25 protein-coding genes and 2 pseudogenes are annotated in these 24,549 nt (G+C 71.1%); 6 read left to right on the top strand and 21 right to left on the bottom strand.

The window, feature by feature from the left end; all coding sequences use genetic code 11:
* Positions 1-969, bottom strand: a pseudogene (locus ISP_RS06690) (alkaline phosphatase PhoX); the annotation flags it as partial.
* 397 nt (positions 970-1,366) lie between these two features.
* On the opposite strand from ISP_RS06690, the gene ISP_RS06685 reads away from it, so the two are divergent.
* On the top strand, positions 1,367-1,996 hold the full coding sequence (locus tag ISP_RS06685; protein WP_014467243.1) for a TetR/AcrR family transcriptional regulator: 630 nt from the start codon (positions 1,367-1,369) through the stop codon (positions 1,994-1,996).
* Between the two features lie 3 nt (positions 1,997-1,999).
* Here the strand turns inward: ISP_RS06685 and ISP_RS06680 are convergent, their stop codons facing one another.
* The 6 genes from ISP_RS06680 to ISP_RS06655 form a co-directional block, all read right to left on the bottom strand.
* Positions 2,000-2,743: an SDR family oxidoreductase gene (locus ISP_RS06680; protein WP_013227159.1), complete on the bottom strand. Its 744-nt coding sequence runs from the start codon at positions 2,741-2,743 to the stop codon at positions 2,000-2,002.
* Entirely contained in the window at positions 2,740-3,510 is a 771-nt protein-coding gene (locus ISP_RS06675; protein ID WP_013227160.1) for an enoyl-CoA hydratase/isomerase family protein, read from the bottom strand. The genes ISP_RS06680 and ISP_RS06675 overlap by 4 nt, the downstream gene beginning before the upstream one ends.
* A complete protein-coding gene (locus ISP_RS06670) occupies positions 3,507-5,105 on the bottom strand; it encodes an acyl-CoA synthetase (RefSeq protein WP_013227161.1) in 1,599 nt (532 codons plus the stop codon). Before ISP_RS06670 ends, ISP_RS06675 begins: the two co-directional genes overlap by 4 nt.
* A complete protein-coding gene (locus ISP_RS06665; RefSeq protein WP_013227162.1) occupies positions 5,102-6,811 on the bottom strand; it encodes a CocE/NonD family hydrolase in 1,710 nt (569 codons plus the stop codon). Before ISP_RS06665 ends, ISP_RS06670 begins: the two co-directional genes overlap by 4 nt.
* Positions 6,812-6,976: 165 nt before the next feature.
* Positions 6,977-7,159 (bottom strand): hypothetical protein, encoded by a 183-nt coding sequence (locus ISP_RS06660; RefSeq protein ID WP_013227163.1) that lies wholly within the window; start codon positions 7,157-7,159, stop codon positions 6,977-6,979.
* Complete coding sequence (locus ISP_RS06655) at positions 7,156-8,337, bottom strand: M20 metallopeptidase family protein (RefSeq protein WP_013227164.1); 1,182 nt, start codon at positions 8,335-8,337, stop codon at positions 7,156-7,158. The genes ISP_RS06660 and ISP_RS06655 overlap by 4 nt, the downstream gene beginning before the upstream one ends.
* 101 nt (positions 8,338-8,438) lie before the next feature.
* On the opposite strand from ISP_RS06655, the gene ISP_RS06650 reads away from it, so the two are divergent.
* Complete coding sequence (locus ISP_RS06650; RefSeq protein WP_013227165.1) at positions 8,439-9,446, top strand: Lrp/AsnC family transcriptional regulator; 1,008 nt, start codon at positions 8,439-8,441, stop codon at positions 9,444-9,446.
* A gap of 25 nt (positions 9,447-9,471) precedes the next feature.
* Here the strand turns inward: ISP_RS06650 and ISP_RS06645 are convergent, their stop codons facing one another.
* Positions 9,472-9,915, bottom strand: a complete 444-nt coding sequence (locus ISP_RS06645) for a MarR family winged helix-turn-helix transcriptional regulator (RefSeq protein WP_013227166.1) — start codon at positions 9,913-9,915, stop codon at positions 9,472-9,474.
* Positions 9,916-10,006: 91 nt separating this feature from the next.
* Here ISP_RS06645 and ISP_RS06640 point away from each other — a divergent pair, with 91 nt between their 5' ends.
* Entirely contained in the window at positions 10,007-11,224 is a 1,218-nt protein-coding gene (locus tag ISP_RS06640) for an amidohydrolase family protein (RefSeq protein WP_013227167.1), read from the top strand.
* Positions 11,225-11,332: 108 nt separating this feature from the next.
* On the opposite strand, the gene ISP_RS06635 is transcribed toward ISP_RS06640, so the two are convergent.
* The 10 genes and pseudogenes from ISP_RS06635 to ISP_RS06595 form a co-directional block, all read right to left on the bottom strand.
* Positions 11,333-12,376 carry a hypothetical protein gene (locus ISP_RS06635; RefSeq protein ID WP_013227168.1) on the bottom strand — a complete coding sequence of 348 codons (1,044 nt, stop codon included), beginning with the start codon at positions 12,374-12,376 and terminating at the stop codon, positions 11,333-11,335.
* Entirely contained in the window at positions 12,376-12,876 is a 501-nt protein-coding gene (locus tag ISP_RS06630; RefSeq protein ID WP_014467244.1) for a SigE family RNA polymerase sigma factor, read from the bottom strand. The genes ISP_RS06635 and ISP_RS06630 overlap by 1 nt, the downstream gene beginning before the upstream one ends.
* Positions 12,877-13,029: 153 nt before the next feature.
* Complete coding sequence (locus tag ISP_RS06625; RefSeq protein ID WP_378251300.1) at positions 13,030-13,254, bottom strand: GMC oxidoreductase; 225 nt, start codon at positions 13,252-13,254, stop codon at positions 13,030-13,032.
* Positions 13,235-13,312: pseudogene (locus ISP_RS48240) on the bottom strand (GMC family oxidoreductase N-terminal domain-containing protein); the annotation flags it as partial. The pseudogene ISP_RS48240 and the gene ISP_RS06625, both read right to left, overlap by 20 nt.
* Positions 13,313-13,356: 44 nt before the next feature.
* Positions 13,357-13,509 (bottom strand): hypothetical protein, encoded by a 153-nt coding sequence (locus ISP_RS06620; RefSeq protein ID WP_014467245.1) that lies wholly within the window; start codon positions 13,507-13,509, stop codon positions 13,357-13,359.
* Positions 13,506-15,032: a bifunctional 3-(3-hydroxy-phenyl)propionate/3-hydroxycinnamic acid hydroxylase MhpA gene (gene mhpA / locus ISP_RS06615; protein ID WP_014467246.1), complete on the bottom strand. Its 1,527-nt coding sequence runs from the start codon at positions 15,030-15,032 to the stop codon at positions 13,506-13,508. Before mhpA ends, ISP_RS06620 begins: the two co-directional genes overlap by 4 nt.
* Positions 15,029-15,370 (bottom strand): DoxX family protein, encoded by a 342-nt coding sequence (locus ISP_RS06610; RefSeq protein ID WP_013227172.1) that lies wholly within the window; start codon positions 15,368-15,370, stop codon positions 15,029-15,031. The genes mhpA and ISP_RS06610 overlap by 4 nt, the downstream gene beginning before the upstream one ends.
* The gene (locus ISP_RS06605; RefSeq protein ID WP_013227173.1) at positions 15,367-17,208 is read right to left on the bottom strand and encodes an acyl-CoA synthetase; all 1,842 of its coding nucleotides are present in this window, start codon (positions 17,206-17,208) and stop codon (positions 15,367-15,369) included. Before ISP_RS06605 ends, ISP_RS06610 begins: the two co-directional genes overlap by 4 nt.
* Complete coding sequence (locus ISP_RS06600) at positions 17,205-18,146, bottom strand: fumarylacetoacetate hydrolase family protein (RefSeq protein ID WP_013227174.1); 942 nt, start codon at positions 18,144-18,146, stop codon at positions 17,205-17,207. The genes ISP_RS06605 and ISP_RS06600 overlap by 4 nt, the downstream gene beginning before the upstream one ends.
* On the bottom strand, positions 18,143-19,276 hold the full coding sequence (locus tag ISP_RS06595) for a VOC family protein (RefSeq protein ID WP_013227175.1): 1,134 nt from the start codon (positions 19,274-19,276) through the stop codon (positions 18,143-18,145). The genes ISP_RS06600 and ISP_RS06595 overlap by 4 nt, the downstream gene beginning before the upstream one ends.
* 131 nt (positions 19,277-19,407) lie before the next feature.
* Here ISP_RS06595 and ISP_RS06590 point away from each other — a divergent pair, with 131 nt between their 5' ends.
* Positions 19,408-20,064, top strand: a complete 657-nt coding sequence (locus ISP_RS06590; protein WP_013227176.1) for a TetR/AcrR family transcriptional regulator — start codon at positions 19,408-19,410, stop codon at positions 20,062-20,064.
* 10 nt (positions 20,065-20,074) lie between these two features.
* Here ISP_RS06590 and ISP_RS06585 read toward each other — a convergent pair whose 3' ends face one another.
* Positions 20,075-20,494, bottom strand: a complete 420-nt coding sequence (locus ISP_RS06585) for a DUF1003 domain-containing protein (RefSeq protein WP_230468377.1) — start codon at positions 20,492-20,494, stop codon at positions 20,075-20,077.
* A gap of 74 nt (positions 20,495-20,568) precedes the next feature.
* Positions 20,569-21,225: a TetR/AcrR family transcriptional regulator gene (locus tag ISP_RS06580; RefSeq protein WP_013227178.1), complete on the bottom strand. Its 657-nt coding sequence runs from the start codon at positions 21,223-21,225 to the stop codon at positions 20,569-20,571.
* A 172-nt stretch (positions 21,226-21,397) separates the two neighbouring features.
* Here ISP_RS06580 and ISP_RS06575 point away from each other — a divergent pair, with 172 nt between their 5' ends.
* Both ISP_RS06575 and ISP_RS06570 read left to right on the top strand, forming a co-directional pair.
* A complete protein-coding gene (locus tag ISP_RS06575) occupies positions 21,398-22,009 on the top strand; it encodes a hypothetical protein (RefSeq protein ID WP_013227179.1) in 612 nt (203 codons plus the stop codon).
* Positions 22,010-22,198: 189 nt separating this feature from the next.
* On the top strand, positions 22,199-23,158 hold the full coding sequence (locus ISP_RS06570; RefSeq protein ID WP_326938432.1) for a diacylglycerol/lipid kinase family protein: 960 nt from the start codon (positions 22,199-22,201) through the stop codon (positions 23,156-23,158).
* Positions 23,159-23,225: 67 nt separating this feature from the next.
* Here ISP_RS06570 and ISP_RS06565 read toward each other — a convergent pair whose 3' ends face one another.
* Positions 23,226-23,726 (bottom strand): hypothetical protein, encoded by a 501-nt coding sequence (locus ISP_RS06565; RefSeq protein WP_230468378.1) that lies wholly within the window; start codon positions 23,724-23,726, stop codon positions 23,226-23,228.
* Between the last annotated feature and the right edge of the window lie 823 nt (positions 23,727-24,549).

Below are 24,549 nucleotides of genomic sequence, written 5' to 3'. Positions count from 1 at the left end.
GAAGGACAGGCCGTAGGTGTGCAGGTCCTTGGTGTCGTCGCTGAAGGCGTTGCCCTGCGGATGCGCGGCGTCGATCGCCTGGAACGCGATCGGGGCCCCGGTGCGCCGCGAGAACACCTGCAGCACCTGCAGCTTGCCCTGCGTCAGATCGCCCCTGTCGCCCGGCACGTAGCGGTAGACGAAGCTGTTGGGCAGTTTGGCGTTGGTTCCGGGCACGGTGGCGCCGCCGGAGTCTTCGACCACCCACAGATTGCCCGCGGAGTCGTTCTGGATGCCCTCGTAGCCGCCGCGGCCCAGCGCCCCGGAGATGTCCTCGGTCCGGGATCCATCCAGAGTGGACTGCCAGACACCGCCGCCGGCGCCGAGCTCGGCGGTGAACAGCAGCCGCCGCGCCCACGGGTCCCACGTGGACCCGTCGAAGTTCGGCAGCGGCTTGCCGTCGGTGGTCGCGGTGGCCAGCAGCGTGACCCGGTGGGCGGTGTCGGCGTCGAGGTTGACCCGCGTGATGAAACCGGTGGCGCCCGCCTCGTGGCCCTGGAAGACGAAGTGCGTGCCGTAGTCGTAGTGCGGGTCGGCACCGCGCTGACCGTGCAGCACCAGGTAGGTGTTCTTGTCCGGCTCGGTCTTGGACGCCTCCACCAGGTGCCCGGCCGCGGGCAGGTCACCCGGGGCCGGCAACAGCGGACCGTCGCCGCGGTAGCCGAAGAACGGAATGTCCGCGACCGGGTTCTCCAGCCGGTTCGAACCCTGCGCAGCGACCCACCCGGCCAGCTCCGGGGAAAGGGCGTTCGCCACGGTGAGCCCGGCCACCTTGGCGTTCGCCGGGACCCCGGTGAGCGCGAGACCGCGACCGGCGCCGTGCCGGCCCATCCCCTGCGCCGGCGCCCCCGCCACCACCGTCGCCGCCAGGGCCAGCCCGCCCGCGGCCACCAGCACCGTCCTGGCCTTCGTTCGCCTGCTTGGTCTCATCTCGAAGCCTCCAGTGTCCGGGAACACCGAGAGCCAAGACGGCGAAAGACACGGCAGCGGCGCAGTTCGATGACCAACGGACGTACTCGCGCCCAACAACCGCTAACTGGTGCACCGGGAACGAAACACCCAGCCCCCGGTGCAGGTTTCGCTTACCGGCCAACGATTCCGACGGTAGATGTCCGCCGGGACGGTGGCCGGCGCCCGTACGAGATCACCGACGCCGGCCGCGCCGAAGTGGCCGGATGGTTCACCACGCCGGCGGAGCGCCGGGAACGTCCCGGGGCGAGCCGGCGATCAAGCTCACCCTCGCGCTGGCCACGCGCAGACCCGGACGCACGCGACAGCGTGGCCGTGGGGAGCACGCAGCTCGGGCTCAGGCCATACTGGGCCGGTGATGACTGGGCCTCTGATAGCCGGACTGGACGACACCGGCAACGGTTCGGCGCGACGCCGGCGCGTCGACCCGGAACGTCGCGTCCGGCTGCTCAAGGACCTCGAAGAACTCGTGCTCGCCGAGGGTTTCCTGGCCCTGAGCATGGACGATCTGGCGCACCGGCTCCACTGCTCGAAAGCCACGCTCTACAGCGTGGCCGGGAACAAGGAACAGCTGGTGGTGGCCCTGACGAAGGGGTTCTTCCGGCAGGCGACCGAACAGATCGAGCAGGCCGTGGCCGAGGTGGCCGACCCGCGGCTGCGCATTCCGGCCTACCTGTCGGGGGTCGGCCGGGCGATGAGCCGGTGCTCGACCCAGTTCTACGCCGACATGATCGGGCTCCGGTCGACCGCGAGCATCTACCGGACGAATTCCGCGGCCGCGGCCCGGCGCGTCCAGGAGCTGATCGCCGAAGGCGTCAAGGAAGGCGCGCTGCGGTCGATCGACGGGAACTTCGCCGGGCAGCTCGTGGCGCTGGCCATCGAAGGGGTCCAGTCCGGGGTGCTCCTGCAGGGCGGCCTGAGCGCGGGTGAGGCGTACACCGAACTGGCCGATCTGCTGCTGCACGGGCTCAGCGCACCACCGGCCTGAGGGTCACCGGATCGAGGATCCGATGGAGATGCCGCCGTCGACGTCCAGGACCACGCCGGTGATGTAGCCGGCGGCTTCGGCGGCCAGGAACGCCGCGGCCTCGGCGATGTCCTCCGGCCTGCCGGTGTGGCGCATCGGGATCTTGCCCGTGAGCTTCTCCCGGGCCGGGCCGTTCATCGACGCGAGCATGGGGGTCTCGATGAGGCCGGGCGCGATGGCGTTGGCGGTGATGCCGTGGCGCGCGCCCTCGAGCGCGAGGGTGCGGGTCAGGCCGACGATGCCGGCCTTGGCGGCCACGTAGTTGGCCTGCCCGAAGTTCCCGCGCCAGGACATGGACGAAAAGCTGACGATGCGGCCGTAGCCCTGCCGCTTCATCGGCCCGAACGCGGCGCGCGCGCAGTGGAAGCTGCCGGTGAGGCTGACGTCGAGCACCGCGCGCCAGTCTTCGTCGGTGATGTCCTCGGCCCGGTTGTCGCGGATGATGCCGGCGTTGTTGACCAGGACGTCGAGGCGGCCGAGGTCGTCGGTGATGCCGGCGATCCAGGCGTCCACCCGAGCGGAGTCGGTCACGTCGACCACCTCCTTGCGGACCTTGGCGTCGTGAGCGATCGCCTCGGCGAGGGCCTCGCCGTTGACGTCGGCCAGCGCGACGGTGGCACCTTCGGCGGCGAACCGGGTCGCCATGGCGAGCCCCAGTCCCTGCGCACCGCCGGTGATGGCGACGACGCGTCCGTGATAGCGGTTCATCGGGTGTCTCCGGTCTCGAGGAAAGCGCGCAGGGCCTCGGCCACCGAGCTCGCGGGCCAGTTGTCGGCGAAGGTCGCCAGTTCCTCGCGCAGGGCGGGTTCCGGCGCGACGCCGTCGATGCGGTGCAGCAAGGTCTTGAGCCGGTGCTGGGCGGGACTGCTGCGGTCGGCCAGCTGACGGCAGATGCGGTCCGCGGTGGTGTGCAGGTCTGCTTCGGGCACGATCTCGCGGATCCAGCCGGTCCCGGCGAACGCCGTCGCGGGCAGCAGCTCGCCGGTGAGCAGGAGCCAACGCGCCAGCCCGCGCCCGACCGCGCCGGGCAGCCGGACGCTGGATCCGCCCGCCGGGACGAGCCGGCGGGCGAGGTGACCGTCGCCGATGAGCGTGGTGTCGGCGGCGACCACGACGTCACAGGCCAGCGCGAGTTCGAGACCGCCGGCGACGGCATGGCCGTGCAGCACGGCGACCCACGGCTTGGTGGCGGCCGCGATGCGGCTGAAGCAGGCCGAGACGTCGGTCAGGAAACCGACCGGATTGCCGCCGCGGTCGTGCAGGTCGAGGAACTGGTGGAAGTCCCCACCCGCACAGAAGCTCGGCCCGGTGCCCGCCACCGCGACGACCGCGGTGGCGGGATCGGCTTCGGCGCTGGTGATCTGCTTGTCCAGGGCTTCGACCAGGGTGACGTCGAGGGCGTTGCGCCGCTCGGGACGGTTGAGCGACAACCACCGGACGGCGCCGCGTTGCTCGACGAGCAGCGGTTCGGTCACCGTGTCAGTTCCGCTCGCCGTCGGCGCAAGAGGTAACGCTGGGTCTTGCCACTGGGTGTCTTGGGCAGGGCGTCGATGAAGTGGACGGTGCGCGGGTGGGCGTGGGCGGCGTAGCGGGTCTTGACGAACTGCTGAAGTTCGGCGGCGAGTGCCGTCGAGGCGTCGTGGCCGCCGCGGAGGACGACGTAGGCCTCGATGACCTCCCCGCGGACGTCGTCGGGTGCGCCGATGACGCTGCACTCGGCGACGGCGGGGTGCTGGGCGAGGACGCTCTCGATTTCGAACGGCCCGATGCGGTACCCGGCCATGATGATGACGTCGTCGTCACGCGAAGAGAAGAAGAACTCGCCGTCGGCGTCGAACCGCCCGGCGTCGCCGGTGAGGTACCACCGCCCGTCGGCGGTGAACTTGGCGTCGCTCTGCCCGGGGAGCTGGTAGCCGCGGAAGGTCATCAGCGGGCTCGCGGCGACGTCGATGGCGACCCGGCCGAGCACGCCCGGTTCGACGGGCTCGTCCTTGTCGTCGGCGAGGACGGTCACGCTCCAGCCGGGCACCGGCCGGCCCATCGACCCGGCCTTGAGGGGACGGGCCAGTTCCGGATGGTGGTGGTTGGCCAGCGGCATGCCGACCTCGGTCTGGCCGAAGTGGTCGTGCACGGCGAGGCCGAGCGCGGCGCCCGCCCAGTCGTTGACCTCGGGAGTCAGCGGCTCCCCCGCGCTGGACGCCCGTTGCAGGCTCAACCCCGGTGGCACGGGCACCGACGAGGAGCGCAGCCCCCGGTACACCGTCGGCGCGGCGGTGAAATCGGTGACCGCGTGCTCGACGAGCGTGCGCCAGGTCGTCTCGACGGAGAACCCACCCGCCAGCAGCAGGCTCGGGATGCCGGCGGCCAGTGGAGCGACGATCGCGGAGTACAACCCGTAGGCCCAGCCGGGATCGGCGGCGCACCAGTAGCTGCTGTCCGGGGTGACACCCAGGGCGTACTCCAGGTAGCTCTGCCAGCCGGCGATGTAGGAGACGGGGTGGATCACCCCCTTGGGCTTGCCGGTGGTACCGGAGGTGAACATGTGCACCAGCGGGCCGTCCCCGCTCGTGGTGACCCGGGGCACCGGCTCCGGTGAGGTGGCGGCGGCCAGGTCCGCCAGCGACGCGCCGGTGACGACGTGGCGCCGGGGGTCGTGCGGCAGGTCGGGACCCGGGTCGAGTTTGTGCCGCTGGTCGGCGTCGACGACCACGACGTGCGCGCCGGATCCGTCCAGCCGCAGGGCGATGGCCTGGGGCGCGAACGCGGTGAACAGCGGGACGTAGACCGCGCCGAGCCGCCAGATCGCGAGGATCAGGGTGACCAGGTCGGTGCTCTTGCCCATCAGGGTCGCGACCCGGTCGCCGGGACCGACGCCGAGCTCTTGCAACGCCCGTGCGTAGCGGTGTGAGCGTGCGGCCAGCTCTCCGTAGGACAACGTGGAAGGCTCGCCGTCGACGACGGTGAACGCGACACGGTCGCCCGCGTGCCGGTCGCACAGCAGCCACGCCACGTCGAGAACGGGTGCGCCGAATTCCGCGGTCAGCTCGGCGACCCGGTCCGCGGCGCTCACGGCTGGTCCGTCCGGTCGATGATCGGCAGGACGAGCCGGCTGGGGTGGCCCGGCCCGTGGTGGATGCGGTTGATCGCGGGTACCAGCTGCGCTTCGGTCTCGCGGGCGATGACGCCGCCGGTGTTGGTGTTGCGGTCGTAGCGCGGGAAGTTGCTGCTGGAGACGTCCAGGCGGATGCGGTGACCGGGCAGGAACACGTTGGAAGTGCACGTCAGATCGATGGTGATTTCGTAGACCGTGCCGGGCTCCATCAGCTCTTCCGTGGCGAGGCCGTTGCGGTAGCGGGCGCGCAGGATCCCGTCGCACAGGTTGATCGCCTTGCCGTCGGGGAAGACGTCGACGAGCTTGGCGGTGAAGTCCGTGTCCACTGTGGACGAGGACACGAACAGCTTCACGGAGACCGGTCCGGTGACCTCGACGAGTTCCTCGAGCACGGGCCCGGCGAAACACAGGACGTCCTCCCGGCCGGCGACGGTCCGCTGGTCGACCGGGCCGCCGAAGCCCGGGGTCATCGGCAGGCACGCCCCGCCGGCGGTGGGCACCGGGCGGCGCGGGTCGTAGAGGTAGGTGTCGTGCCCGGCGACGGCCGCCGGCTCGGTGGTCAGCACGCCGTCGCCGCCGGCCGTGTTGGCGTGGCCGGCGCCGGTGAGGTGGAACTCGGTCCACGTCGTGTCGGGCAGCGGCCAGTCCTGCTCGTCACGCCACTGGTCGATGCCCATCACGAAGATCTTCACGGGGGCCACGCCGTCCAACGCGGTGGTGTCGCCCTTGACCCAGTGGTCGAAGAACTTCACGTGCAGGTCGGTCAGCCCCATCAGCTGGGCCGTGGCCATCGGTCCGAAGGACCGGTCGGGATAGACGCCGTCCACGGACAGGTGATCCCACGGACCGATGATCAGCCGCTGGCCCTCGCGCGCCTGCTCGCTGCCCGCGTTCCGGCGGGCGGCGGTGAAGGTGCGGACGGTCTGTCCGATGTAGAGGTCGTACCAGCCGCCGATGTTCAGCGCCGGAGCGGTGACGTTCTTGAGCTCGGGCGTGAGCTCCATGGCGTCCCAGTACCCGTCGTGCGACGGGTGGGCCATCCAGTCGTCCCACCACTTCCCGTACGCCGCCAAGACCGGAACCTCGGCCGTCGGCAGCACATCGTTGAGGGACTCCTGGGTCAGCAACGCCTGGACGAGTTCCTGCACCCGGGCCAACGAGCCTTCGCCGAGCGCCAGCGACCGCTGCGCGTCGGCGGTGTACATCATGGCGTTCCACGACGTGACCAGGCTCAGCGAGAGCGCACCGCCCGCGGAGTACCAGGGAGCCTCGTAGTTGTCGATCGAAGTGACGCTCGGCGCGATCGCCTTGAGAGCGGGGGCACCGGTCGCGGCCGCTTCCCACTGGACCATCCCCAGGTAGGACGCCCCGTACATGCCCACCGTTCCGTCCGACCACGGCTGAGCGGCGATCCAGGCGAGAGTGTCTTCGCCGTCGGTGCGATCGGCCAGGTGCGGAACGAACTCCCCTTCCGAGCGATGGGTACCCCGGCAGTCCTGCACCACCAGCGCGTAGCCGGCCTCCAGGAAGGCGAGGAAGTTGGGCATGACCGACATGGTGATGCCCATCACGTCCTTGCCGTACGGGAGGCGCACGAGCAGCGTCGGCCCCTCGCCCTCGGCCAGGCGCCACACGTTGGCAGCCAGGTTCACACCGTCACGCATCGGAATCCGGACATCTATCTCGTATACGTGCGGCATTTCGACGCTCCTCGGTGAGCTGCTGCGGATCGTTCGGATCGAGACGGTACGTTAGACAGTCCATCTGTACCCTGTCAATGTACCTGCCGTCGAGCTCGGACTACGAGAAGCGGGGGTGTCACCTGGTGCCTAGGCGTCCCCGTCGCCGGCGTCGCCCCAGTAGTCGTCATCACCGGGCCCGCCGGTGATCAGGCCCCACAAGAGGAAGGCGAGCAGGGCGCCACCCAAGATCGCCGTCGCGGGCTGGTGTTGGACGATGCCGGTGACCATCAGGGCGGTACAGCCGGCCAGCAACAGCACGAGGACGATCACGCCGGCACGCCCCGTCCCCGGCGCAGGGCCAGTTCGGCGAGGACGGCGGCGCCGTCCGGCAGGACCGAGTCGTCGAACTCGGCCAGCGGCGAGTGGTTGTCCGCGGTGCCGACGCCCGCGCCGAGCAGGACGAAGGCTCCGGGGATCCGTTGCAGGACCCGGGAAAAGTCCTCGCCGCCCGGCAGCGGGGCGGCCAGCGGGTGGAAGCGGTGCTCGCCGAGGACTTCGCCGACGGTGCCGGCGACGAACGCCGTCTCCTGCGGGTCGTTGACGGTCATGGGATATCCGTCGACGTAGGTCACCTCGGCTCGCAGACCGTGGGCCCGCGCGATCGACTCGGCCAAGATGATGGCCGCGTCCTTGATCCGGGCTTTGGCGGGCGCGGAAAACGTGCGCAGGGTCGCTTCGAACCTCGCCGTGTCCGGGATGACGTTGCGTCGCGTTCCGGCGTGCAGTGAGCCCACGGTCAGCACCACCGGGTCGAAGATGTCGGACTGGCGGGTGACCAGGGTTTGCAGTGCCGTGACGATCTCGCACACCACCGGGATCGGGTCGTGCGCGCGATGCGGCCGGGCGCCGTGCCCGCCGGAGCCGACGACGGTGACTTCGAGTCCGTCGGAGGCCGCCATCGTCGTGCCCGGGCGGGCCGTGAACACCCCTTGCGGCACAGCGGAAGCGAACACGTGCAGCGCATAAGCCGCGTCCGGTCGCTGGCCCGCGGCGTCCAGCACACCCTCGGCGATCATCGCGGCCGAGCCGTCCCAGCCCTCTTCGCCGGGCTGGAACATGAAGATCACGTCTCCGGGCAACGCGTCCCGTCTCGCGGCGAGCACGTGCGCGGCCCCGACCAGCATGGCGGTGTGCAGATCGTGCCCGCAGGCGTGCATGACACCCTCCACGCGGGACGCGTAGTCGAGTCCGGTGCGTTCTTGCACGGGCAGGGCGTCCATGTCCGCGCGCAGCAGGACGACCGGCCCCGGCCGGTTCGCCCGCAGCACGGCGGTCACGGAGCTCAGCCGTTCCCCGAGGGACACCTCCAGCGGCAGCCCGTCGAGTGCGGTGAGCACGCTGTCCTGGGTCCGCGGCAGGTCCAGGCCGATCTCGGGTTCGGCGTGCAGCCGGCGGCGCAGCCGGATCATGTCGTCGTGGATCGCGGTGGCGTCCTCGTGGACAGACATCGGGGGTCTCCTCGGGGGGTCGGTGGGCTCCTTGCCGAGAATCGCGCCCGGTGCGACGCTGTGCGCCAAACTCATGATTTCGCTCATCTGGATGGTCCGGGATGCAGGATGTGCTCATACCCGACGAGACGGATCTCAGGCTCGTGCAGGCGCTGCAGGCGGCACCCCGCGCGACCTGGCACGAGATCGGCAGGCTGATCGGCGTCGACTCCGTCACCGCGACGCGGCGCTGGCAGCGGCTTGCCGAGGCCGGATCCGCCCGGGTCACCGCCTATCCCGACGTCCGGCTGTGGGCGCAGGACCACTGCAACGCGTTCATCGAAGTGGATCTCCAGCCGACGGCCCGGGCGGAGGCGGTGGCGGTGCTGTCCCGGGTCCCGCAGATCGCCTCGATCTCGATCGTCAGCAGCGGCCGGGACCTGTTCCTGACCGTGCTGACCCCCGATCTGGCGACGCTGTCGCGGCTCGTTCTCGAGAAGCTGCAGCAACTCTCCGGCCTGCGCGGAACGCGGACGCACGCGATCACCACCGTCTACGGCGAGGGCAACCACTGGCGGCTTGACGCTCTCTCGCCGCAGCGGCGGGGGTACGTCCCCCCGGCCACCGGCAACCGGCCCGTCTGGAAGGACCACTACCGGGCCGTGCTCCGCGCCCTCGAGGACGGCCGGAGCCCGGCGGCCGACATCGCGGCGCGCACGGCGAAAAGCGGGTCCACCGTCCGCCGGTGGCTCAACGAAATGATCGACGGTGGCCTGCTGTCGCTGCGCTGCGAGGTCGCCCAGCCCATCACCGGCTGGCCCGTCGCCGCGACGTTCTGGGCCCGGGTACCACCCGCCGAACTGCACCGGACCGCCACCGCGTTGACCGAGCTGCCGGAAGTCCGCCTGTGCGCGGCCACCACCGGAGCGGACAACCTCGTGATGACCCTGTGGCTGCGCTCCCTCGGCGACATCCAACGCCTGGAAGCGGAACTCGCCGGAAAACTCCCCGCGCTCACCCTCACCGACCGCGCTGTCGCGCTCCACGCCGCCAAACGCATGGGCTGCCTGCTCGACGACACCGGCCGGATCACCGACGTGGTACCCATCGACCCGTGGGCACCGTTCTAGAACCGGCGGTCAGCCGGCCGGCCCCTCACCGCTCTTTCTCCGCCCGGCGGCGGGACCAAGCGCCGGCGTCGGTGGTGTAGCGGACGAGGAGCCGCGCGAACTGGGTGCGTTCCTCCGGCGACCATCCGGCTGTGATCTCCTCGAACGCCGCGCGCTGCTCGGCGGCGAACCGGGTTCGCTCGGCCTCGCCCTGTTCGGTGAGCTCGAGCACCGTCCGGCGGCCGTCGGCCTGGGAAGCCGCCCGCCGCAACAGGCCGTCGGCGATGCAGGCCGCGACCATCCGGCTGGCCACCGGCTGCGCGACGCCCATCTCCGCGGCGAGCCCGCCGACCGTCATCTCCCCCGGAACGTCGGCGATCACGTTCAGCACCAGGTTGCGGGACACGTCTCGGCTCGACGCCGGGATGCGCCGGCGCAGCCGTGACAGCGCCGGACCGATCTGGTCCAGCAGGGAGTCCACGTCGGTCATCTTCCGGATCGTAGTACCCCGCGCATTTGCATACCAGTCCGAAACTGCATAGCATCAGGTATGTAACTGCGAGCGAGAAAGCGAGGCCGCCATGGCCACCACTGCCATCACCGGTGCCCGGGTGTTCGACGGGGAGAAGACGCTGGGGGTGCAGACCGTCGTCCTCGACGGCCGGACGATCCGCCAGGTCGGCGGCGAGGTACCCGATGGCGCCGAGGTCGTCGACGGCCGGGGCGCGACCCTGTTGCCCGGGCTGATCGACGCGCACGTCCACTCCAGCCCCGGCTCCCTCGCACTGGCCCTGCGGTTCGGCGTCACCACCGAACTGGAGATGCAAGGCCTGAACACCCGCGAGAACCGCGCGCACATCACCGAAGACGACACCGTCGCCGACGTCCGGTCGGCCGGCTTCGGCATCACCCCACCCGGCGGTCACCCCAGCGAGCTCATGCCCGAAGGGTTCCGGCCGGGCGGCGACCTGCCGCCGGTGATGCCGCTGATGCCGTTCTCCACCACCCCGGAACAGGCGGCCGCGTACATCCCGCAGCTCCTGGCGCGCGGCTCCGACTACATCAAGTTCATGGTCGACGACGGCAGCGTCGAAGGACACCCCGGGCTGCCGATGCTCGACCAGGCCACGCTCACGGCAGGCGTCGCCGAGGCCAAGAAGTACGGCGCCCTCACCGTCGCGCACACCCTGACCCTCGACGCCACCCGCATGGCCGCCGAAGCCGGGATCGACGGCGTCGTGCACGTGTTCATGGACCGCCCGCACACCAGGGAAATCGTGGATTTGATCGTCGAGTCGGGGATGTTCGTCGTGCCGTGCATCAGCCTCGACGCGTCGATGATGGGCATCACCGGCAGCGCACTGGCCGACGATCCCCGGGTCGCCCGCCGCCTCGACGACAAGTGGGAAGAGACCCTGCGGTCGAGCTACAACCGCTACCCCCAGGGCAAGCTCGAGGACGTCCTGGAAACCGTCGGGGCCTTGGCCGCAGCGGGCGTGGACCTGCTGGCCGGCACCGACGCCTCCATGGCCGAAACCTTCTTCGGCGGCCTGGCCCACGGAGCCAGCCTGCACCACGAGCTGCAATACCTCGTGGCCGCCGGCCTGACCCCGGCCCAAGCACTGCGCGCCGCGACGGCAACCACGGCCCGCCGCTTCGGCCTCGGTGACCGGGGCCGCATCGCCGAAGGACTCCGCGCCGACCTGCTGCTCGTCGACGGTGACCCCACGAAGGACATCGGCGACACGCTCGACACCCGAGCCATCTGGCGGCGCGGCAGCCGGCTGGAGAATGCGTAACAGCCACCGGCTTCCGCGCCCGCTGCACGGCCTGCCGTGCGCCCCGGTGGGGAGCGGTGTCCCGGCCGCGGGTCCTCTTCGGTCTGTCCGAAGAGGACCCGCGGGACCTCAGCGGGGCAGGACGAGGCGCTCGGCGATGGCGTAGAGCTCCGCCTGCGCGTTGTGACCCGCGACGGCGATCGGTGCGTCGTGGACGGCGTTGAGGATCCACAGCGTGCGGTAACCGTTCTCGTCCACGTAGCGCGTCGCGTGCCCCTGGACCGGTTGCCCCGCCGTGCCGCTCACCTGGACGGCCTCGCCGATGTGCACCTGGATCGCGGGCAGGGTGCTGCACGTGCCCACCGAGTAGCCCGTGCGCGGACCGCTCGGGCCGCTCTTCTCGACGTCGAACGTGCACATCCGCAGGCCGTCGGGTAGCTTGCCGAGGCCGAACGCCGGGGTGACGGTGGTCTTGCCCGGGAAGGTGACGTTCTCCGCGACGCGGCGGCCCGCGTCGGTCAGTTGCTGCGCCGTGGCCGTGCTGCCCGGCTGCGCGGCCACGTTGACGTACAGCGAGCCGCCTTCGGGGTGGGTCAGGTAAACCTCGTAACCGCCGGGGCCGTCGGAGTGCGAGCTCTCGACGCCGGCCCGGCCGCCGATGGTGACGGGCCGGCCCGGACCGGACTTGAAGGCGGCATGCTCGACCGGCATCATGCGCATTTCCTGCACGTCCACGAGCAGGACCTGACGCCCGGACGTGACGGTCAGCATGTACTCGCCGCCGTACACCGGCTTGTCGTGGTTGGCCGCGCTGCTACCGGTGTTGATCCGGCGCGCGAGGTAGTCGGCCTGGCCCGGCGGCAGCCAGCCGAGCGAGTAGGGCATGGTCAGCTCCGCGATGGCCGCCTTGGCCGGTGCCTCGACGGCGGCCGGAGCGCCGGCCTGGCCGGCGCCCGTGGCCACCTGGTTGTCGGGCGCGGGCCGGTTCAGCGCGGCGACGGTGCCCGCGGCCAGGACGAGCAGGACCACTCCGGCGGCCACCGCGAGCGGCCGGCTCACCACGGCGGGCCTGCGGTCGAGGCGCTGACGCGTGGCCGCCAGCACCTGGCCGCTGTCGGGGGCGTCGGGTTCGTGGGCGGTGAAAGTGTCTTTGATCAGGTTCTCGATGTCCATCAGCTCTCCTTGGCCTGAGCCATCCGGTCGATGCTCAGGCCGTGTCGCAGGGTCGTCAGGGCTTTGCGGGCGTGGGCCCGCACGGTGGCCTGGGCGCAGCCGAGCAGGTCGGCGATGTCGGCGTCGGCGAGCTGCTCGTAGTACCGGAGCACCACGACCGCGCGCTGGCGCCGGGGCAACCGCGCCAGGCGCTGCCACATGTCCTCGCGTGCCGCGTGGTCCGATACGAAGTCGTCCGGCCGCGCCTGCTCCGGCGGATCGCCCACAGCGATCAGCCGCGCCGAACGGCTGCGCCGCCAGGACAGGTAGTCGTTGGTCACCATCCGCAGGACGTACCGGTCGGGGTGCTCGGCGTCGCTGATCCGCGACCACCGTCGGTACGCCTTGACCAGCACGTCCTGCACCAGGTCAGCGGCCTGCTCCCGCTCCCCGGTCAGCATCGTCGCGTACCGCAGCAACCGCGGCAGGTGCGCCCGGGCGAAGTCCTCGTAGTCAGCCATCACCAGGAAGACTGCCGCCGCGCACGATCCGTGTACCTCCAGGCAGAACTTCCTTGCGAAAGCGGCGCCGACAGTCGGGACGACCGCCGCGAACAGGCCGAAGCCGGACGAAGAGCAGCGCCCGTCGCGACTGGGCCGATCCGGTACGGGCGCCTACGGCCCGCTGCGATAGGCCGCCTGGATCAGTTCCGACGCCCGCTCGGCGATGGCATAGACGGTGGCGTTGGTGTTCGCGGACACGATCGACGGCATCACCGAGGCGTCGGCGACCCGCAGCCCGAGGATGCCGTGGACGCGCAGTTCGGGGTCGACCACGGCCATGGCGCCGGTTCCGATGCGGCACGCAGCCTTTGGCGCCTTCCTCGGCCCACCGGTCACGACCGGACCGGTGGCCGCGGGCGAAAATCATCCCGTTGATCGCCGAGGAACCGCCCAGATCGCGGTGCTCGCCGATCCGGTCATCGCGATTCCCGCCGCCGTCTACGGCCTGCTGGAATTCCTGATCATCCCGCTCTTCGGGCGGCTCGTCACCCGCACTGCCGCCACCGGGACCCGGCCCGGTGGTGAGCCGAGCCCGGTGGCGAAGGCCGACGCGGGGTTGGCGCCGCCGATGGCGTCGGGTGTCTCGATCACGACAGCTCCTCCGGGTCGAGGTGGGGCAGGAAAGCGCAGAGTTCGGACAGGTGCCGGCCGGCCCGCAAGACGGTGCCGTCGGGCCGGACGATGACGGCGTGCGCCCGGCCCTGGCGCAGCCAGTCGTGCAGGACCGTGCCGGCGGGCGCGGTGACGCCCACTCCCCCGTGCCGCTCCACGACGGCCTGGTGCGCGGCGGGAACAGGTGACGCCGAGACGAGGGCGAACCGGCCCGCGGTCACCTCGTCGAGGCGACGGCCGTCCTCCAGTACGGCGTTGGGGCACAGCCGCCCGGCGAGGGTCCGGCGCAGGCGCGGCCGGGCGACGAGGCCGGAGCGGCACAGGGCGGGGGTTTCGCTGTCCAGGACGATCCGGCCCAGGCTCGGCGTCCGGGCCAGCAGCGGCAGCGCGGTCCGGCGCAGGAGGTTGCCGGCCCGGCCGCCCCGGGTCATCGCCACGCCGATGAGCTTGGCCAGCCGGATCAGGCCGCGGGCGTGCGGCTTGCGTTCGGCTTCGTAGGAGTCGAGAACATCCTGCGGGAGGGTGCCGTCGAGCGCGCCGGCGAGCTTCCAGGCGAGGTTGGCCGCGTCGCGCAGGCCGGCGCCCAGGCCCTGGCCGATGAACGGCGGGGTCAGGTGGGCGGCGTCGCCGAGCAGGAAGATCCGGCGGTCGCGCCAGCGGTCGGCGAGCCGGGCCCGGAAGGTGTACTCGGCGATCCGGACGACCTCCAGTGCCTCGGCCGGGGTCTGCTCGGTCCACGGCAGCAGCAACGGGTGCAGGCGGGCGAGGTCGCGGTAGTCCTCGGCGGTTTCGCCGTCGTGGAGCCGGAATTCCCAGCGGTAGCGGCCGGGGCCGATGCGCATGTAGGTGGCGGCGCGGTCCGGGTCGCACACCTGGTGCACGCCTTCCCACTCGCCCAGATCGGCGTCGGTGGCGACGTCGACGACCAGCCACCGCTGTTCGAACCGCAGGTCCCGCATGGTGGCGCCGATCGCGGTCCGGACGACGCTGTTGGCGCCGTCGCAGCCGAGGACGTAGTCGGCGAGGACCGAACCGTGCGCGCCGCCGACCCGGTCGGTGTAGTCGACCCGCACGGGTCCGGGACCGTTCTGCGTGACGCCGGTGACCTCGGTGTCGCCGCGCAGCGTGACGTTGTCGGATCGCTTGACGTTGGTGCGCAGCAGCCGTTCCAGCTCCGGCTGGTCGAACATGTTCGCCTCGGGGTAGCCGTGCCGCCCGGTGCCCGCGCCGCGGCGGAACTCCGCGAGCACCCGCATGTCCGGGTCGAGCAGGCGAAGCCCGTGGCACGGCCACGAGATCGCGGCGAACTGCTCCGCCACGCCGAGCCGGGCCAGGATGCGGTTGACCTCGTCGTCCAGGTGCACCGCGCGCGGCTGCGGGTAGACCGACGCCCACCGGTCCAGCACCAGGCACTCGACGCCGTACTGGGCGAGCAGCGTCGCCGCGGTCAGCCCGGTGGGGCCCGCGCCGACCACGACCACCGGCACCCGTGGCGTGCTCACGACAGCACGACCAGGTAGCCGGCGACCAGTGCCGTGCACACCACCGCCGGCGCGGCCTTGCGCAGCCCGTCGCCGTTGCGCACGTGGGTGACCACGGCCCCGGCGAGCAGGAGCAGCAGCCCGGCACCGGCCAGGAAGCCGAGCGGCGGGAGCGCCGGTCCGAGAGCCACGCCGACGGCGCCGGCGAGTTCGAGCGCGCCGATCCCGCGGTAGGCGCCGACCGGGAACCCGGCCTCGGTGGCCAACGCCCGCATCGGGGCGATGGCCAGGACTTTGACCAGCCCGAGCAGGGCGAAGATCATCGTGGTGACGGCCGCGAGGCCGATGGCGGGAGTCATGAGACGTCCTCGAGAATCCGGGGCTCCCAGCGCACGGCGTAGGCGCCGAGAGCGGCGTGCACGGCAGCCTCGTCCTCGGCCGCGGCGAGGGCGACCGTGGCGACGACCGAACCGTCCTGCACCCGGGCACCGACCTGGGCACCGGGAATTCCGGCGAGCGCAGCGGCGACGGCGCGGTGCGTGGCGTCGGCACGCAGGGCGAGCTTGTCCGGCTTGCCGAGCACGGTGACGGGCAGGGCTTCGAGCACGGTGACGGCCTTGGGCACGGCGGCGCGTTCGGGCACGCGGTCCGCGGCCCAGGCGAGCAGTTCCTCCTCGGTGACCACCGTGCCGGGGGCGAGCGTCACGTAGGCCACCGGGACCTCGCCGGCGTGCGGATCGGGACGCCCGACCGCGCCGGCCGCGGTGACCTGCGGGTGCGCGAGCAGCGCGTCCTCGACGAGCGCGGGGTCGATGTTGTGGCCGCCGCGGATGATCAGGTCCTTGGCCCGGCCCCGCAGGAAGACGAACCCGTCCTCGTCGACCTCGGCGAGATCCCCGGTGTCCAGCCAGCCGCCGGCCAGCTTGCCCAGGCCGTCCAGCACGAGGCCGTGGTCGTCGCGGCCGGTGACGTAGCCGGGGAACACCGTCGGGCCGCCGATCCGGAGAACCCCGTCCTCGACCTTCATCCGCTGGTACGGCAGCCGCTGGCCGACCGCTCCGGGCCGCGGGGTGTCCGGGAAGCTGCGCGCGCTGGCGCAGGTCGCCTCGGTGAGCCCGTAGCCCTCGAGCAGCGGGACGCCGGTGTGGTCTTCGAAACCCGCCCGCACCGCGGCGGGCAGCGGCGAGGCGCCGACCATGGCGAAGCGCAGGCTGCCGATGTCGGCGTTCACCGGGACCTGCGCGAGCACGGCGTACACCGTGGGTACCGCGCTCATCGACGCGATCCGGTGGTGCTCGACGATCCGCCAGAACTCGCCGTACAGCGCGGGATCCCGATAGCCGAGCGGTCCGGCCCAGACGACGTGCTGCCCCTTGAACAGCGGGGTGAGCAGCGTGACCACGAGCGCGTTGACGTGGAACAGCGGCAGCGCGGCGAAGAGCACCGAGTCGCTGTCGAACAGCGAATTCGCGGCGAGCATCCAGGCGTCGGCGACCTCGTTGCCGTGGGTGTGCGCGGCCAGCTTCGGGGCGCCGGTGGTACCGCCGGTGTGGAAGACCGCGGCCAAGTCACCGGATCGCGGCGGCTTCCCCGCGAACGCGGTGGGGTCCTCGTCCGCGGCCAGCTCGTCGAGGTAGCCGATCAGCACCCCGTCGACGGCGGGCAACGGCGTCGCGGGCCCGGTTGCGCCGGTGGGCCGCAGCACCAGGATCGCGGCCGGCTCGACGCCCGGATCCCGGACGGTGTCCCAGGTTCCGGCGTCGAGTTCCGGTCCGGCGGTGATCAGCACGCGGGCACCGGAGCGGCGGAGCAGTTCGGCGAGGTGTTCCCGGGACAGTGCGCCGTTGACCGGAGCGGCGATGCCCGCGAGCTGCGCGGCCAGCGTCGCGGTGATCAGCTCGGCGCAGTTCGGCGCGATCAGCGCGACCGCGTCGCCGCGCCGGATCCCTAGGCGGTGCAAAAGGTTCGCGAACCGGTGCACGTCGGCGAGCAGTTCGGCGAAGGTGCGCGACTCGGCCTCCGCCCAGCGGGCTGCTTCGGGCAGGACGGAAATCGCGGAACGCTCCGGCCACCGTGCGGCGGCGCGGGCCAGCAAGGCGTACGTCGATTCCGGCAGGCCGCGATCGGCCAGCGGCACCGCCTCGATCGCGGCGAGATCGGCGGGCGAGTCGTACCGGGGCCACAGCAGGTCGCTCATCGGGCGTACCGCACAACCGTGCGCTGGGTACCGAGATCGACGACGCCGTCGCCGGTGGCGATGCTCGCTTCGATGCTGTCACCGTCGGCCAGGTACTTCGGATTTCCCGCCTGGCGCTTGAAGAACAGCCTCCACTTGGTGGCCGGCGGGAGCAACGACCCGAGGATTTCCAGCGGCTTCGGCGGCGCACTCAACGCGGTTCCGGCCGGGGTTCCGGTGAGGACGAGGTCGCCGGGATCGAGCCGCTGGAAGCGAGCCAGCGCGGTGAGTGCCTCGGCGGGGCGGTAGATCATGTCGGGTCCGACCGTCCTGTCCTGCCGGATCTCGTCGTTCACCGACAGCCGCAGCCGCAGGTCGGGGAACCGCTTGAGCTCGTCGGCGTCGAGCAGCACCAGGGCCGGGCCGACGGGGGTGAACGTCGGATAGGACTTCGACTCGTAGAACTGCGTCTTGGGCAGCTGCAAGTCGCGGGCGGAGACGTCGTTCGTGACGACCAGCCCCGCGACGTACCCGGCGAGGTTCTCGTCGGTGACCTCGGTGCCGACCGGCAGCTCCCGGCCGATGACCAGCCCGATCTCGACCTCGTAGTCCAGCAGCCGGACATGGGCGGGCTTGACGACGTCGGCGAAGGGCCCGCTGATCGAGCCGGAGGCCTTGCGGAAGAAGGTCAGCGGCACGGTGTCCGGGTTCATCCCGGCGTCGCGCACGTGCGAGGCGAAGTTGGTCATCTGCGCGACCACCCGGCACGGCGCGGTCACCGGGGAAATCAGGTCCAGCCCGGAGATCGGCACCGTGGCCGGGTTCGAGGCCGCCGCGGTGACGGCCGGCCGGTCGGCCAGCAGCTCGGCGGTGGTCGAGGCCGTGGTGTCGATCCTGGCCGCGCCTTCGGGAGTGGCCGCGTACCAGGCGTCGGTGGTGCGGAGGACGGAGAGGGTCATGAGGTGGCCACTTTCAGCAGGCCGCGCAGGCGGCCGAAGTCGAATTCGTTGTCCTGGCGGAGGGCGCCGAGCATCGTGCGCAGTTCACGCAGCACCTGCGGTCCCGGCTTGACGCCGAGGAAGTCCTTGGTGGCGGGCGGGCCCCACTGGGCGAGGCCGGAGGCCGTCATCGGGGCCCAGCCGGGTTCGAGGGTGTTGTCGAACAGGTCGCCGTCGCTGAAGTGCTCGACCATGAACCCGTCCGGGTCACGCCAGTAGTCGAAGAGCTGGCTGCCCTGGATGTGCCGTCCGATGCCCCACGAGTGGTGGTAGCCGTGGTCGCGCAGGTACTCCCCGCCCGCGGCGAGCGCGTCGAGGTCGGCCACCTGGTAGGCCGAGTGCACGTAGCGGTTCGCCGGGCCGAGCGCCAGGGCGAGGGTGTGGTGGTCGGCGGGCTCGCCGCCGCGGTCGCAGCGGAGGAAGCTCATCACCGGGCCGCGGTCGCGCTGCCCCGGGTAGTGGAGGAAGTCGCTGACGATCAGCCCGAGGTGCCGCAGGTACCAGTCGAGCGTCTCCCGGTACTTCGTCGACTGCCACACCACGTGCCCGAGCCGCTGGACCTTCGCCGGCTCCCGCACCGGCCGTTGGGTGGCGTTGGCGCGCGGCGTGTCGTGGCCGAAGTTGAACCTCAACGGCTCCTGCGCCGGAAGAGCGGACAGCTCGTGTGTGTCCGCGACGACCCGGACGCGCAGCCCGCTCGGGTCGGCCAGGTCGACGGCCAGGCCGCCCAGGCTCTCCGGGAGCTTGACCGCTCGCCGCCCGGTGGCTTCGGCGAGCCTGAGCACGTCCGCCGAGTCGGCGGCGCGGAAGGCCGGCCCCAGGAACGCCGACCGCTCGCCGCGGCGGATCAGCACGCAGGGCGCACCGGGATCGGCACCCCGCAGCTGCAGCTCGTCCGGCGTGCGCAGCGCCGTGGTGAACCCGAAGGCCCGCGCGAAGAGCTCCGCCTTGGCCAGATCGGGCTTCTCGAACTCCAGCCACGCCAGGTCGTGCACCTTGACGATCGGCTCGGCCGCGCGCCCCGGGTGTTCGCCGGTCAATGCGCCCTGCTCGCTGTGCAGGCCGCGGTGGGGATCGTGGTGGTTGCTCATCGACTGCTCCCTCCAAAGATGACGTAATCGTCAGCTATGAGAACACCATCAGTCAAGTACTTCTGAGGATTTCGTCAAATATGACGCAGCGCGCTAAGGTGTCGGTGACCAGTGAGGGAGGACGGACAGCCATGGCCGAGCAGGCACCCAACCGCGTCGACCGCCGCAAGGCACGCACCCGCGCGGCACTCGTGCGCGCGGCCCAGACCTGCATCGCGGAGGGCCGGACCGCCGTCCCGATCCTGGAGATCACCCAGCTCGCCGACGTCGGGATGGGGTCGTTCTACAACCACTTCGAGACGAAGGAACAGCTCTTCCAGGCCGCCGTCGAAGACGCGCTGGAAGCTTTCGGCAGCACCCTGGACACCCTCACCGAGGACATCGACGACCCCGCCGAAGTGTTCGCGCAGAGCTTCCGGCTCACCGGGCGGCTGCACCGCAAGCACCCGGAACTCAGCCTGGTCCTGCTGCACAACGGCCTGGCACTGGCGAGCTCCGGCCAGGGCCTCGCCCCCCGCGCCCGCCGCGACATCGAAGCCGCCGTCCGGGCCGGCCGGTTCATCGCCGTGCGCGACACCGACCTCGCGCTCGCCGTCGCCACCGGCGCCGCCCTGACCCTGGGCCGGCTCCTGCACGACGAACCCGGCCGCGACGACGCGGCGGCGACCGACCTCGTCACCGAAGACCTGTTGCGCATGTTCGGCGTCCCCGCCGCCGAAGCACGCGCTCTCTGTCAGCGCCCCCTGCCCGACCCGGACACCCTGCCCGAGCGGGACACCGCGGCCTGACGCCTCGCCGTCAGGCCTCCGCCGAAGCGGGCGCGGCGCCGTTCGCGTGGATGAGCTTCGTCAGCTCGAGGATCTGCTTGGACAAGTTCAGCAGCTCTTCGTTCTGCCGCTCCTCCGCCTGAACCGTCCGCCACTGCTGGTCGGCCAGCACCTGCCGCCGCTCGTCCGCGCGGTTCTGGCTGATCATCACGAACGTCGAAAGGAAGATCGCCTCCAGCGACACGATCATGGTGAGCAACCCGAACGGGTAGGGCTCGACGCCGAAGCCGATCCACGAGCCGAACCAGATCAGGTGGAGGTAGACGAACTTCATCGAACCGGAGAACTGCGTGATCCGGTCGGCGACGCGGTTCTCCAGGCGTTGCCGGCGCTCCTGCAGATGCCGCGACAACGCCGGATTGGCCGGCACGGGCGGCCGTCGTGGGCGCATTGCGTCTCCCTCGCGTGGTCAGGTTCTCATTCTCCGCATCGGTCTTCGGTCCGGCCGGGCGCGGGCGGAGCGGGCTACCAGGCTTCGATCCCGGGCAGGGGGCGCGTGGCGACGCGCCCGGCGTCCCGGGCCGGCACCCCGAGCATGCGCAGGAGCGCCGCGGCGAGCTGGTCGACGGCGGATTCGCCGATGTCGCCGGGACGGTCCTGGTGGACGCGGAGCAGGCCCAGCAGACCACCGGCGGCGGCGCTGAGGGCGACGTCGGGGTGGGTGCCGGTGAAGCGCCCGGCGGCCTGACCGGCTTCGATGTCACGCCGGGCGCGCGGTGCCAGCCCCCAGGAGACGTCGAGCAGGCCGAGGCCGGCGCCGGTGAGGAAGCGGGCGAGGTCGGGGTGCGTCCAGCCGAGCCGGCCCGAAATGCGCAGGGAGGTGGCGAACACCTCGGCCGGATCGTCGAGGCCGGCGCAGGCGCGGTCGATCAGCTGCCCCCACCGTTCCAGCACTTCCTCGGACGCGGTGCGGAACAGCACTTCCTTGCTGTCGAAGTGGTTGTAGAAGGAGCCGAACCCGATGTCGGCGGCTTCGGTGATCTCCTGGATGCTGGCGCGCTCGCCGCGGCCTTCGGCGATCAGCCGGACGGCGGCGTCGACGAGAGCCTGCCGGGTCCGGGCCTTGCGCCGGTCCAGTCGCGTCCCCACGGGCGCGTTGTCCCCGGCTGCTTGCTGCGCCATCGATACCTCCTCGTCATCGCTCTTCGACGCTACTACAACTCTGATCTGCTATGCCAAGTGTGAGCCAACACTCCTTGACTGATGAAATCATCAAAACTGATAGTAGATGACAGAAACGCTGGCAGGCACCCGGACCGGCTCCTCCGGTTCGGCACGAACGAAGGAGCGCACCATGACCCCCACCGAATCCGTCGCCACCATCCGGTTCCCCCAGTCCGGCCAGGCGTACCAGGCCCTGAGTGACCTGCACGGACTCTCCGACACCCTCACGAGCCTCGAGGTCCGCAGTGCCGCGCTGGTCGAACGGACCCCCGAGGGCACCTTGCACGTGCCCGAGCAGGGCGACGCGGTCGTCGGCACCGGCGCCACCGCGGGCGGGCTGGCCGGCATGGTCCTCGGCGTACTGGGCGGTCCGCTGGGCGTCCTGCTCGGCTTCGGAACCGGCGCCCTGGTCGGCGGCGTGTTCGACGTCGATCGCGCCACCGGCGTCGAGAGCGCACTGGCACTGCTGGCCGCGCGGATCCCGCCCGGCACCACGGCCGTGGTCGTCGACGCGGTGGAGGCCGGCCCGGAGCCGCTGGACCAGCTCGCCGCCCGCTACGGGACGACCGTCGAACGACAGCCGGCTGCCCAGCTCACCGCCGAAGTCGAGGCCGCCGACGCGGCAGCCGAAGCCGCGCGCAAGGAAGCCCGCCGAGTGTTGCGCGAGCGCAAGCGCATCGAAGCCAAGGCGAAGATCGACGAGAAAATCGGTGCGGTCAAGGAGAAGCTGCACCACGGCTGATCTCCGAACACCCCGCTCCGGCCGATCGAGCACCTCATCCGCAAGAAGACAGGGAGCAGCCGTGACCGATACGCTCCGCGCGAACGGCGGCCCGGGACGCCGGGCCGCCGCGACCGTCGCCGTCTCCCGCGTTCACACTGGGGTGCGCTACCCCTCCGACATCGTCGTCGGGGCGGTGGTCGGCGACCAGTGCGGTCGAGTGGTCACCGAGCTGTTGCCCCGCCCCGGAACCGGGAGGAGATCGTGATGGCGAACGATGCCGGCCCAGTGGTGGTGATGAATCCGCGCTCCGGCGGCGGAAAGGTGGCCCGCTTCAGGCTGATCGAGCGGGCGCAGGCGATGGGCGCGCAGGTCAGGTTGACCGGCCCGGGCCAGGACGTGGCGTCGCTGGCCCGTGCCGCCATCGCGGAAGGGGCCGCCCTTCTCGGCGTCGCAGGCGGCGACGGCACGGTCGCCGCCGTGGCCGCGGTGGCCATCGAAGCCGGGCGGCCGCTGGTGGTGATCCCCGCGGGAACCCGCAACCATTTCGCCCGTGATCTGGGCCTGAACATCCGAAACCCGGTATCGGCGCTCACCGCGCTGCACGCCGGCGACCCCGTCCCGGTCGATCTCGGCCAGGTCGGCTCCCGGATCTTCATCAACAACGTCTCCTTCGGCGCCTACGCGGACGCATTGCTGACACCCGGCTACCGAGAAGCGAAGGCACGCACCTTCGCCGAAATCGCACCCGGATACCTCCAAGGCGAACAGCGGATCGACGCCGTCGTGGACACCGCCGAAGGCCCGATCGACGGCCCCCAGATCGTCCTCGTGTCCAACAACCCGTACGACCTCGACTCCCTGCGCCGCCTCGGTCACAGGTCCGCCCTGGACACCGGCCGGCTCGGCGGAATCGTCGTCAAGCACCCGGACGGCACGCCACCGCCCGACCTTTTCCCGCGGCTGCGCAGGGAACTACGGCAGCAAGGGCACTCCGGGCCACCGGGCGCCGGAGTCCACACGTGGACCGCGCCCCGGATCACCCTCCACAGCACCGCGGCGCACCTGCCCGCCGGCATCGACGGCGAACCCGTGGAGCTCGACCTCCCGATCGTGTGCGAAATCCGCCCGGGAGCTTTGCAGGTTCTGCTGCCCCGGCGGACAACCTGACCCGCACCGCTACCGGAGATCCGGCGCTTGCCGGCCAAACTGATCCTGCGCGCCACCGACGTAAACGTCACGGCTCCGGTCGGACAACCACCGATCGCGGCGTGAAGAACCGTCGCCGCACGAATTTCGTCCCATAGGACAGCGCCGCGACGGACGCGAACACCGTGACCAGGAACAATGCGATCAACGCGAACACGCCGATCGAATCGGCCAACTCGTCGGCCTGGGACAACAGGAGCGCGGCCGGACCGGCACCGATCAGGGGAGCGACGAGCCAGCAGTACAGGTAGGTGCGCGCTATCTCCGCCCCTACCAGCCGTGAGCGGCCGACGATGTGGTACCTGGTGGTGGTTTTGGTCCCGAAGGTCAGCGAGCCTTCCTCCATCAGGTAGTAGCGGGCGATCGGAACGATCGGCAGCACGATGCTGATCCACGCCGTCTTGAATTGCGACCCCGAGGCATCGGGCACAGTCGGTCCGAGCAGGACCCGCCCGATCCCGTTCACCGACTGAAAACTGCGAGCCCGCTGCTGCTCGGCAGCGCTGAGCGACCACACGATATCCGGCACGAGCGGACAATACCCCGGCACTATCGAAAACGACAAGAACGCACGCATCGTAACGGAGACCGAGAACCGCAGATTCCGTCAGCGAAGTCAAGACGGCATTTCTTCCGTGGCAAAAGCAACGATTCCGCCTTCGGCGAAGCCCAGCCCGGATCACCGGCCACACCAACCGATCGGCTGATACCGTCCGCCACCCGGCCCGTTCCGGGTTGTAGCCGGGGAGTCGATCCGCACCGCTTCCGGTTGAGCCACGGTGAGATGACCGAGCGGCCATGCGCGAACACGTGAGTTGCGTTGATTCGACAACGTCGGACAGCCGTTGCGCCGAGTCCGGGTGCACGAGTCCGGGCAGCGCATCGGCAAGGCGTTCGGCCACTCGCCCGCGCGCGCGTCGAGCTGCCACCCGAGGAGACCGGTCAGTTCTTCAGGCTGTTCGGTCAGCTGGCTGCGGCGAGCCGGCTCGGTGCGGACGGCGCTCCGGTGTCCTGGTCCCGGCTCAGCACCGAATGGCTCGCCATCGTCAGCGACGGATTTGCCGCGTGCGGCCGCGGTCCGGCCGCAGCACAACGACTCGCCACGGTCTACGTCGCCCAAGTGCGTGGTCTGCTTCTCGACCTTGACGCGACCGGTGACAGTCAGCGCGTCGAACGTGCCTACCACCATTTCATGGCCGTTCTCACCCGAAGTCCGGATCTGGCGGAAACCAAGCCACGCCCGGCACGGACAAGGCGGCCGACCGGGGCTGCGTCGGACTGCTGATCGGTGACATCCGGCGCGCGCCGTCAGGGCGAAGAACCGGTCGCACGCCTTCCGGGCAACCGCGGCG

Source organism: Amycolatopsis mediterranei (assembly GCF_026017845.1).
GTDB lineage: Bacteria > Actinomycetota > Actinomycetes > Mycobacteriales > Pseudonocardiaceae > Amycolatopsis > Amycolatopsis mediterranei.
The sequence above is the reverse complement of the archived record's forward strand: the minus strand, read 5'-3'. Positions and strand labels throughout refer to the sequence as shown.